The organism is Microcystis aeruginosa LEGE 91341, from assembly GCF_015206885.1.
Classification (GTDB): domain Bacteria; phylum Cyanobacteriota; class Cyanobacteriia; order Cyanobacteriales; family Microcystaceae; genus Microcystis; species Microcystis aeruginosa_H.
On the sequence record NZ_JADEXY010000141.1, the window covers coordinates 1 to 10,695 of the forward strand.

The following is a 10,695-nucleotide window of genomic DNA, read 5'->3' on the forward strand; positions in this document are numbered from 1 at the left end:
CTACACCCCACACCCCACACCCTGCCCCCAGGAAAAGCTTTTTGCCGCAAACCCAATTATCAATCTGAATCTGGCCAAAGCAGCCGGACAGCAAGCAGCGCAAAACCAATCGCCGCTATCGCTTTTAATATCTTAGCGGGGAATAACTGCGCCATACTGCCCCCCGCAAGGACTCCTAAGAAACTGGTCAGGATTAAGGCGGTAATTGAGCCAAAAAAGACGGCTTTGGGTGATTTGGAACTGCCACCGAGAGCGATCGCTACTAATTGACTTTTATCGCCGATTTCTGCCAAAAAAACCGTGATAAATGTCAGTCCGAATAATTGCCAATTCATAAATTCTAGGGAGATGGGAAGCTTTTTTCAGTGAACAGTGAACTGATAACTGCTCACTGATAACTGATAACTGATAACTGATAACTGCTCACTGATTGCCTAGAGAATATCGCTGATGAGTAAACCGGTGATCAAAAGGAGAAGGATAGCGACACCGATATCTAAGGTTTTCGGGGAAAGACGACGAGCAATCCAATAACCGATCAGGACACCGAGGAGACTGGTAGCGATTAAAGCACTGGCTGCCCCGGCAAAAACCACCCAGGGGGATTGGGATTCGGCGCTGATCAGAAGGGTGGCTAATTGGGTTTTATCGCCGATTTCAGCCAAAAATATGGTTAGGAAGGTGGAACTAAACACCGTCCAAAAACTCCAAGAAGGTGGATTATCTGGCTTTTTCTCGGTTGAGGCGATCGATTTGCTATCACTCATCGGCTAATTTAACAATATCGGGTTAAGAAATAATTTTCATACTTTTTTCATTTTAGCCCGACTGGTTTTCTGGCGATAGTTTCTGCTGTTGATTACGCTGTCTCCTCCACCAATAGTTAAAAAACCCTAGTCGATCGAGGTGGAGTTTCCATCCTAGAGTTTAATAATTATTAGACTAGGACGAGCGCAAATTGCTTGGAGGTATAGCCCCTATGACCAGTGAAAGTGTTGTACAGAACAGAGATTATACTCTGATTATTGACAAAAGTGGCAGTATGTCCACTGCTGATAAACCCAGTGAGAAAACCCGTTGGCAAATTGCCCAAGAATCCACCCTCGCCTTGGCTAGAAAGTGCGAGGAAATCGATCCGGACGGCATCACTATCTATCTTTTTTCCGGACGTTTCCGACGCTATGATAATGTTACTTCCGATAAGGTGACACGAATTTATCAAGAAAATGAACCGATGGGGAGGACAGACCTAGCAGCTGTTCTCCAAGATGCCCTTGATAATTATTTTCAGCGCAAAACTGCCGGCAAAACTAAACCCAACGGAGAAACTATTCTGGTGATTACTGACGGAGAACCAGATGATCGCAAAGCGGTGATGCGTCAAATTATCGAAGCTTCTCGAAAACTCGATAGCGATCAAGAATTAGCCATTTCTCTGATTCAAGTAGGCAATGATCGACAAGCAACCGAATTTCTTAAAGCTTTAGACGATCAGCTAGAATCGGCAGGGGCCAAATTTGATATCGTTGACACAATTACTATCGATGATATGGAAGATATGACCCTAGCGGAAGTTCTTCTCAACGCCATTATTGATTAATTTCTGTTAAGTAGGGGTTATATCTTCACCCCTACTTAAGCAGGATTTAACTGCTAGTCAGGGCGACAAATTTATCTTTTTCCTCATCGGATAATTGCTCCGATTGTCCGGTGATTTGTTTGTAGATTTTGAGATATTCCAAAGAGGATTTATACCAACTGAAATCTTGAGTCATTGCCCGTTGCTGTAGTTTTTGCCAATCCTGTTTATAACGGAAACTTTCCCAAGTCCGGATCATACAGGTAAACAGGTCTAAAGGTTCATAGCGATCGAAACTAAATCCCGTTCCTTTTTCCTGAATTGGGTCGTGGAAAGACACCGTATCGACTAAACCACCGGTGCGGCGTACCATGGGAATACAACCGTAACGCATGGCCATTAATTGGGAAATGCCGCAGGGTTCAAAACGAGAAGGCATTAACAAAGCATCGGCCCCCCCATAGATGCGACGGGAAAGAGCATCACTATAGAGAAGATGCAGGGACATTCGCCCCCGGAAACGGGAAGTCATCTCCCATAGTTGGGTTTCATAATAGCGATCGCCTGTACCTAAAATAATCAATTGTGCATCAGTATAGGTGAGAAAGCGATCTAAAATTTGCATCACTAGATCAATACCTTTTTGTTCCACCAAACGCGTCACCATCGCCATGACAAAGGCACTTTTACTGACCTGTAGCCCCACTTCTTCTTGCAGGGCAATTTTATTAGCCAGACGTTTTTCGATGGTTTCTGGGGTAAAATTCTGCTTAAGATAAGCATCTTTAGCCGGGTTATACACCTCCGTATCGATGCCGTTAACAATCCCCACCAGATTGCCAGAAATATAGGACAATAATCCTTCTAAATTTTCGCCATAAATGGGGGTCTGTATTTGACGGGCATAGGTGGGAGAAACGGTAGTGACGCGATTAGCAAATTGAACCGCTGCGGCCATGGTATTATCGCCCTGCATATACCAAGGACACCAAGTCATTTTTTCCAACGCCTCCCGCCAAGGCCCCTGGTAGGCGAGATTATGGATAGTAAAAACGGTGCTAATATCGGGGTCTTGGTGCATCCAAACGGGAATCATGCCCGTATGCCAATCATGACAGTGAATAACTTGCGGTTTCCAGTAATTCCAGGCGAATTCCGCCGCACCATTGGCAAATAGAGTAAATCGCCAGGCCTCATCTTCGCCTCCGTAGATACTGCGTCCAGAGAAAGCTAGATGACCAAAGAGGTAGAGAGGAATATCTGTATCGGGTAAAACCGTTTCATAGACTGAAAAATCCTGAAACATGGCGAATCCTGACCAAATGGGTTCGGAAGGGATGTCCATTTTTTCCTGAAGAAAACCGTAGTAGGGCAGAAAAATCCGCACATCATGACCTAGCTGACGCAAGACTTTCGGTAATGCCCCAATTACGTCCCCCATTCCCCCAACTTTGGCAATTGGAGCGGCCTCGGCACCCACAAATAGAATTCGCATACTCTTCCCGCTTCACTTCACGACGACAAGAAATTTTAACAGATAAACCCCCCCTAGCAGGATTTGCCAGCAGGTATTATCGGATTAGCTGAGATTTTTCTTTCACTAACCAGAGAGCCAACGAGGAATATAATTAGCTGTTTTGGGCATTATTAAGTTTTTTAGGCTTTTTTTACCGCCTTTTTAGCAATTTTTAGCTGATCAGCACTGTTTCTGTCTCTGTCAAAGTTAAATCCACTCTTCCTCATCCCCTTTGTTTACTTCCCGTTCTTCGTTTTGATCCTCGGCGGGGGGCGTAATAATCCGATAATTGACATCGTACACTTGATCGGCTTTTTCCCCGCGAGTCTGTTTGGCTGTGCGGTAACTATAGGAATAAACCGAGTCAGTTTGAGAACTGTCACTTGGTGGCTTGACAAAATCAACTTTTTCCTCATCTGCAAGCCTAGACGAAAATTCTTCCCGCTCCTGAATGGTCGTCGGTTTTTCGGCTTGCCCTGAGCTACGTCGAAGGGGGGGTGTATCAAAATTCCAATCATCACCGCTATCTCTTTCCCAATCGTTACTCGCTTGCCCTGAGCTACGTCGAAGGGGTGGAGACGGAGCAGAATCTTGAATATAGGTAGGTCGGGGAGATGGCGGTGGGACTGTAGGATTATTTCCTATACGAGGGGAAGCTTTTGGGGCAGCCAAAGGACGACCAAAACTATAGAGAAATTGCAGGGTTAAACCACTGATAATTCCCGCCAAGGTGAAAAGTAACACCCAGACCGCTAGGGGCAGTTTTACCGTCATAATACCGCCAAAAAAGACCAAAGTGATCACCCCCAGATTCTGCCAGATCAGTAATCCGCCTACAGCGATCGCAAATAAGACCATAATCCAGCCCATTTTTACCTCCCTTGACTCAGTGATCAGTGATCAGTAAACAGTGATCAGTAAACAGTGATCAATCACTATCCACTATCCACTGATAACTGATAACTGTTAATAGACCTCTTGCATAATTAATTTTTGATGGTTCAAAAACGGCAAAAATAAGGATTAAATTGCCTAAAATATGTAAATAGACCATTTAGTTAATTATTATTCATTTTTAATTCTTCTGACTCCTGACTCCTGACTCCTGACTCCTGACCCCACAGTTAACTTTACTTTTGTCCAACTACTTAATGTCCTTGCCAGCGATTAATTGTCACACAATCGATATCTAACTGATCAAGAGTACGAGCAATAACAAAATCAACCAAATCCTCGATCGATTGGGGATGGTGATACCATGCCGGTATTGCTGGCACAATTCTAACGCCCGCCTCGGCCAAAGTAGTTAAATTACGCAGATGAATTAAACTAAAAGGGGTTTCTCGCGGCACTAAAACCAATTTTCTGCCCTCCTTAATCTGCACATCGGCCGCTCTTTCTAGCAAATCGGAACTTAATCCCCCCGCTAATTTGGCCACTGTACTCATGCTACAGGGAATAATTATCATACCAAGGGTGCGATAGGAACCACTGGCGATCGTTGCCCCCACATCACCCCAACGATGACAGCGTAGTTTTCCCTTTTCCATCACCCCGCATTGACTGCGCCAAAATTGTTCTTGCAGCTCCGGTTCTGGCGGCATCCGAATATTATCTTCCGCTTGCCAGACAGTGTAAGCTGATCTGGAGGCCACTAGATCGATCGTGTAGTCGGCTAAAAGTAGATATTTGAGAGTACGGACAGCATAAATCAGCCCTGATGCCCCTGTAACGCCCAAAATTAGCGGTTTAGATAATTCCTTCAAGCTCTAATTCCTCGATCAATTGTAATCCTCTTGGGTCGCCCACTTTTAATAAAGCACCCCTAGCATCTTCCTTGACACCTAAATCCTCATCTTCCACCAAGGCCTCGATCAAAGCATCGATCGCCGTGGCATAAATCACATTGAAGGGCAATTCTCGGCATAATTGACCGATCGACCAAGCGCAATTACTGCGCACCGCTGCGATTAAATCCCGGCGCAGTCCTTCAATTAAAGGCGGCAACACGGTGATGATATCTTCATAATTGACCTTGGCAATCTGGGCCAAACTACTGGCTGCCCATAATCGCACCGCCGAAATATCAGTTTTAAGAGCATGAACCAAAGGCTCGATCGCTTTGCGATCGCCACAGTTACCCAGGGCCCAAACTACCCCTTTTCTGACGTAACCATTCCAATCCCTGGCCAGTAAATCGATTAAGGGAACCACAGAGCTAAGACTGGGATTTCGGCCCAAAGCGTAGGCGACACTGACACGCACTAGGGGACAGACATCGTTTAACATCTCTAGTAAAGGTGCGATCGCTCTTTCGTCCCGCAATTCACAAAAGGCGCGAGCGGCGATCATCCTCTCGCTCACATGAGCAGAAGTAAGCAATAAGAGCATTTCCTCGGGATCGGGGGGGATTTCCGCTGCTTGATCCGGATCGCTCCCATCGAGAGGATTATTTAAGGAATTGCTAGAGTCTAGGATTTCATTGTCGTACATACTTGTTAGATTATCTTAATCCGTGACCGCTCACGTCAAGCCAAAAATCAAAAAGTAGTTGCGGGTTGGGGAGACTTTTCAGTTTTGCATGAGTAGAAAACGGGTTTCTCGGAGAAACCCGTTTTCTGTCTATCCTTGCATTTACAAAACCTAGCAGAGTAGAAAGTAAATACAGGGCAAATTTTCCTGTTTTTCCGATGCCAAGACGCGGATTTGAACCGCGGACACGAGGATTTTCAGTCCTCTGCTCTACCAACTGAGCTATCTCGGCTTTTTTCAGTCCTTTATCAATATAGCACGCCCTCGAAATAATTGCAAGGTTTTTTTCTAAAAAGTTTTCTGCTTGACTAGATTGGCAAGGTGAGGGTAAAAGTAGTGACAGCATTGGCGCTGGTGACATCGATGGTGGCATTCAGGGGTTTAATCAGTTTGTGGACTAAAGCTAAACCTAAACCGGTACCACTGTAGCGCCAGGGATCTTGGCTAGGAATACGATAAAAAGGGGCAAATATTCTTGATAATTCCTCTGGAGCGATTTCTACTCCTGAATTGCTCACACTGATTAATATTTGCTCGTCCGCACGCCTCACATTTACCATAATTATCCCTTGTTCTGGGGTATATTTAGAAGCATTGGTCAGTAATTCCGCTATGATGCGTTCGATATCACACAGACTGGTGTTAATCTCCGGTATATCCCCATCTATATCTAAAATTAACTGCTGTTGTCGCTCGCGGGTGAGAGTACGAAAAGGTTCCACTAATAAGGGTAGCCAAGAAAGTAAGTCGATTGTTTCGATCGCCGGAGGTTCGGTTTCCGCATCTAGATAGGTTAAAGTCAACAGATCATTAACTAACTTACTCTGACGCTGACATTCAATGTTAAGAATTTGCAACAGTTCACCGATCGAATCCTGCGGATCGATCTTGATCCCTTGATATTCTAGGAGACTTTCTAGGGTTTCCACCGCTAGACGAATGCTGGTAATCGGGGTTCGCAGTTCATGGGAAAGGGTTTTCAGGAATTCGCTTTTTAATCTTTCCAGTTTTTCTAATTCCCTCACTTGTGCTTGGGAAGATTCGTAAAGTCGTGCCTGGCGAATAGCGATCGCACATTCGGTGGCAATATGCTGAATCAAATTAGTTTCTAAGGCGTTAAAAATCTGATTAGCTGGCCGAATTAGCCAAATATTGCCCAAAAACCCCTGATCGTCAAAGATAGGACAAGCGCAACGGTTAACACGACAGATTTGCGGATTGCCAAGGGGAAGATAATCAACAAATTGTAAAATTTGTTTGTGCAGCAGCGGTTGATAGATTTCAGGAAAATCGCTAATTTGATGGCTAATTCCCTGACAGATAAGCTCTTTAGTGGTGTATTCGTGGACAATAGTAGCTTGGCTGCGACTGGGATTGTAAAGCTCAATTTGGGCGCATTCTACCGGTAAAACCTGGACTAATTCCCTGGTGGTGGTTTGCAGAATATGATTTTCATCGAGACTATCGCGAATTTTTTCGGTAATCCGTCCGATTAATGCTTCATACTTCAAAGTCATCTGCAATTCGGCGGTTCTTTGCTGAACCTCCGATTCTAAGGCAGTATTCAAGCATTTTACCCGTTGGTGCAGTTCTGCTTGTTGAATGGCAATTCCCACTTGAATGGCTAATTGTTTAAGTAGATCGATTTCTTGGGATTGCCAAGAGCGAGTTTTTTGGCAATTTTGGGCAATTAGTAACCCCCAGAGTTGGTTATCGCAGATAATTGGCACCACCAAGTTAGCCTGTACTTGCAAAGAGGTTAGTAGGCTGCGATAACAGGGATCAAGTCCCGAATTATGAACATTTTCAATAACTTGAATTCTCCCGCGACGATAATTTTCCAGACGTTCTGGGGATAAATTAAAACAGGGATCCTCGATGCTGTTTCCTAAGACGGAATTAATCCTCGCAGTATGGGATTCCACCACAATCATGCCACTACGATCGGGGAATAAACGATAAATTAACACTCGATCGCAGTGGAGGAATTGTCGCACCTCTTTAACGGTTCTTTGCAAAATGCGATCAAGATCCAACGATTGCCGGATTCTTTCCTGCATTACCCCCAATAGTTGTTCCCGTTCTGCTTGTAATCTTAAAGCTTCTTCGGCCTGTTTGCGTTCGGTGATATTGGTACTGGTTCCCACCAAACGATAGATGCGCGCATTGTTATCCCGTAAGGGTGTTAAAGTCGTTAGCCACCAGTAGGGTATATTTTGAAAAGGTAAATACTGTTCGTAGGAAATAGTCGTTCCGTAACGCACACAATCACTATAGTGTTGCCGCACACTACGCGCATCATCGGGGGGAAGGATTTGTTCGGGAGTTTTGCCTTTAATATCCGATGAACGCAATCCTGTCCAGCGTTCATGAACGGGGTTTGCTCCCACATAGCGAAAATCTCTATTTTCCAGCACGTCCACTACAAAAATCGACGCTTGCACAGAATTAAATATACTACGCAGAAACTGCTCGGAATCCTCCGCTTTTAGCTGTTTATCTAGCTCGATCTCGATTTCTGATGGATGCTTTTCCATAAGAGCCTCCCCTTGTGCTAATTGGTGGATTTGGATCGATAATCACAAAATCGTTGGCTACTCCTAGGGCGATTTAACAATTTCTTTAGATTCTCGCACGAATTTTCCTATCCGCTGCCGATTCTGATATATTTCTTTGCAAAAACGAGAAAGCAACCCCAATATACTGAGATCGCTTATCAGTTATCAGTTATCAGTGATCAGGTTTAAGTTTTAAGTTAAGTAGCTAGACACAATTAATTACACATATCTAACCACTCCTTAGATGAGTGCCTATCCTCACCAAGAAGTTAATTTTGTCCTATTACTTATATGTGTTATTTTCAGTGATCACTGTTCACTGATTACTGATTACTGATCACTGAATTTAGGCTTCTTGGTTGACAAAAGGCAATAAAGCCATTAAACGGGCCCGTTTTACCGCTTCCGTTAAGTCTCGCTGTTGTTTAGAAGTTAAACCGGTGATGCGTCTAGGTAGAAGTTTGCCGCGTTCGGTGATGAATTTGCGGAGGAGTTCGGTGTCTTTGTAGTCAATCGGTTGACTGGGGGAGATGGGGGAGAGACGTTTACGATAGTAGCTCATAGATTTGTAAAGATTGCTTGACTTTTTGACTAAAGTGTGCTTACTTAATTTCCTTGTGGACGGTGTGCTTATTGCAGTGGGGACAGTATTTCTTGATTTCCAGTCTGCCGGTGGTATTGCGACGGTTTTTGCTGGTGGTGTAGCGAGAAACGCCGGGGGTACGCTTATCGGGATTACTGCGGCATTCCGTGCATTCTACAGTGATGATTAGGCGAACGCCTTTTTTACTAGCCATAACAACAGGGGATCGGGTAAATTTACACGCAATCGATCATTATGACATATCTGAGGCTTTTTAGGCAAGAGCAGCCGGGACGAACCCAGGGAATTGTCGGCTGAAAAGTTGATTTTGGGATGAAATCCAGCACAAAAAAGCTAGAATAATCACAGCAGTTGGCGAGGATGAGGAAAAATGACGGTAAGATTGGGTAAACCGATTTTAGTGACGGGGATAGGCATTACCATCGCTTTCACCCTGGGGGAAACTCTCAATAGTACACTGAGCGAAATCGGTTCATGGGGTATTTTCGGTGCGATTGCTCTTGGTGCGGGTATCTGGTTTTGGCAAAAACCCCACACGAAAATCGATTTTTCCCCTCCCACTCCCCTGAGTCTAGAAAAGGTTAAACAAACGATTAGCAAAGCCGAGAAGATAATTAATTATCTGGCCAAAGAAGACCCCAATCAAGACTTAACCCCACTCAAAACCAGTTTAACCCAATTAAATCAAGAATTTAGTCGCCAAGACCTGAAAATTGCCATTACTGGTGCGAGAAAAACTGGTAAAACTGCCTTAAAAAAACTACTAGAAAGCGGCAACTTTGGGGAATCTATCGCTTTTCTGGAAACGGAACCGCTTCTAACTCTCGACTCCACCGCTAACCAGAAAAAAGCTCTGGCAGCCGACCTAGTTTTGTATCTCATCAATGGGGATTTAAGCGATTCCGAATGGCAAATAGTCCAGCAATTCGATCGAATGCACCAGCGTGTTATCCTGTTACTGAATAAACAGGATCGTTTACCCGCCGAAACCAGAGAAGAAATACTCCTTTCCCTGAAACAAAGACTGAAAGAAACTATTGCTGCTCATAATATTTTAGCCATAGCCGCTGCCCCTGAACCCCTAAAAGTTCGTCAACATCAAAGCAATGGAGAAATCAAGGAATGGACGGAACCCCAAACCGTGGTTATCACTCCTTTAGATAATCATCTCCGACAAATTATCGAACAAGAAAAGTCTGAATTAGTTCTGGGAACTATCTGGAGACAAGCGCTCGAATTAGCCAAGGAAACCAAACAATTACTCAATCAATCCCGACGCAAAAAGGCTTTACCTGTTATCGAACAATACCAATGGATAACCGCTACTGCCACTTTTGCTAATCCTCTCGCGGCCCTAGATTTAGTTTTAGCGGCAGCCACTAACGCTCAAATGTTAGTGGATTTAGGGGCAATTTATCAACAAAAAATGTCCCTTGAACAAGCAAAAACAGCCATGACTACCCTGGGGAAAATGATGGTACAATTGGGCATGGTAGAAGTGACAACTCAGGCATTAGGAACGATTCTCAAGGGAAATGCGATTACTTATATTGCCGGTGGTACAGTGCAGGGAATTGGAGCAGCCTATCTAACTCGTTTAGCTGGTTTAAGTTTAGTTGAATATTTCCAAGAACAGGAAATTAACGAGCAACTGAATAATGATTGGAATTGGACGAGTTTGCAGAATAAAGTTAAACAGGTCTGGGAACAAAATCAGCGCCTAGCATTTTTACAGGATTTTGTCAAGCAAACGAGCGCTCGTTGGTCGGCATTTTCTGGTTAAAAAATCTATAGCAATTTCCATAGTTGTGAGGTACAGAGTCTTAGGTTTTGAGGAGTCAGGATTCAGGTTTTGGGGTTTTGGGGTTTTGGGGTTTTAGGGTTTTGGGGTTTTAGGGTTTTAGGG

11 protein-coding genes and 1 tRNA gene are annotated in these 10,695 nt (G+C 44.2%); 2 read left to right on the plus strand and 10 right to left on the minus strand.

Annotation, left to right across the window (positions count from 1 at the left end):
- Positions 1-59 precede the first annotated feature (59 nt).
- Entirely contained in the window at positions 60-335 is a 276-nt protein-coding gene (locus IQ234_RS17450) for a TMEM165/GDT1 family protein (protein WP_002764179.1), read from the minus strand.
- A 99-nt stretch (positions 336-434) separates the two neighbouring features.
- Positions 435-767 (minus strand): TMEM165/GDT1 family protein, encoded by a 333-nt coding sequence (locus tag IQ234_RS17455; RefSeq protein WP_002788220.1) that lies wholly within the window; start codon positions 765-767, stop codon positions 435-437.
- A gap of 212 nt (positions 768-979) precedes the next feature.
- Between IQ234_RS17455 and IQ234_RS17460 the strand changes: the two genes are divergently transcribed.
- Positions 980-1,600 (plus strand): vWA domain-containing protein, encoded by a 621-nt coding sequence (locus IQ234_RS17460; protein ID WP_193958005.1) that lies wholly within the window; start codon positions 980-982, stop codon positions 1,598-1,600.
- A 46-nt stretch (positions 1,601-1,646) separates the two neighbouring features.
- Here the strand turns inward: IQ234_RS17460 and glgA are convergent, their stop codons facing one another.
- From glgA to rpmG, 8 genes are all read right to left on the minus strand, one after another.
- On the minus strand, positions 1,647-3,074 hold the full coding sequence (glgA, locus tag IQ234_RS17465; RefSeq protein WP_193958006.1) for a glycogen synthase GlgA: 1,428 nt from the start codon (positions 3,072-3,074) through the stop codon (positions 1,647-1,649).
- 228 nt (positions 3,075-3,302) lie between these two features.
- Complete coding sequence (locus tag IQ234_RS17470) at positions 3,303-3,965, minus strand: hypothetical protein (RefSeq protein ID WP_193958007.1); 663 nt, start codon at positions 3,963-3,965, stop codon at positions 3,303-3,305.
- A gap of 278 nt (positions 3,966-4,243) precedes the next feature.
- A complete protein-coding gene (locus IQ234_RS17475) occupies positions 4,244-4,861 on the minus strand; it encodes a flavin prenyltransferase UbiX (protein WP_193958008.1) in 618 nt (205 codons plus the stop codon).
- A complete protein-coding gene (locus IQ234_RS17480; protein WP_193958009.1) occupies positions 4,845-5,588 on the minus strand; it encodes a HEAT repeat domain-containing protein in 744 nt (247 codons plus the stop codon). The genes IQ234_RS17475 and IQ234_RS17480 overlap by 17 nt, the downstream gene beginning before the upstream one ends.
- Positions 5,589-5,786: 198 nt before the next feature.
- Positions 5,787-5,859 (minus strand) — tRNA-Phe (locus IQ234_RS17485).
- 76 nt (positions 5,860-5,935) lie between these two features.
- Positions 5,936-8,164: a GAF domain-containing protein gene (locus tag IQ234_RS17490; protein WP_193958010.1), complete on the minus strand. Its 2,229-nt coding sequence runs from the start codon at positions 8,162-8,164 to the stop codon at positions 5,936-5,938.
- Between the two features lie 367 nt (positions 8,165-8,531).
- The gene (gene rpsR / locus IQ234_RS17495) at positions 8,532-8,747 is read right to left on the minus strand and encodes a 30S ribosomal protein S18 (protein ID WP_002732313.1); all 216 of its coding nucleotides are present in this window, start codon (positions 8,745-8,747) and stop codon (positions 8,532-8,534) included.
- Between the two features lie 40 nt (positions 8,748-8,787).
- Positions 8,788-8,982, minus strand: coding sequence for a 50S ribosomal protein L33 (gene rpmG, locus IQ234_RS17500; protein WP_002734724.1), 195 nt, complete (start codon positions 8,980-8,982; stop codon positions 8,788-8,790).
- A 177-nt stretch (positions 8,983-9,159) separates the two neighbouring features.
- On the opposite strand from rpmG, the gene IQ234_RS17505 reads away from it, so the two are divergent.
- The gene (locus tag IQ234_RS17505; RefSeq protein ID WP_193958011.1) at positions 9,160-10,572 is read left to right on the plus strand and encodes a DUF697 domain-containing protein; all 1,413 of its coding nucleotides are present in this window, start codon (positions 9,160-9,162) and stop codon (positions 10,570-10,572) included.
- Positions 10,573-10,695 lie beyond the last annotated feature (123 nt).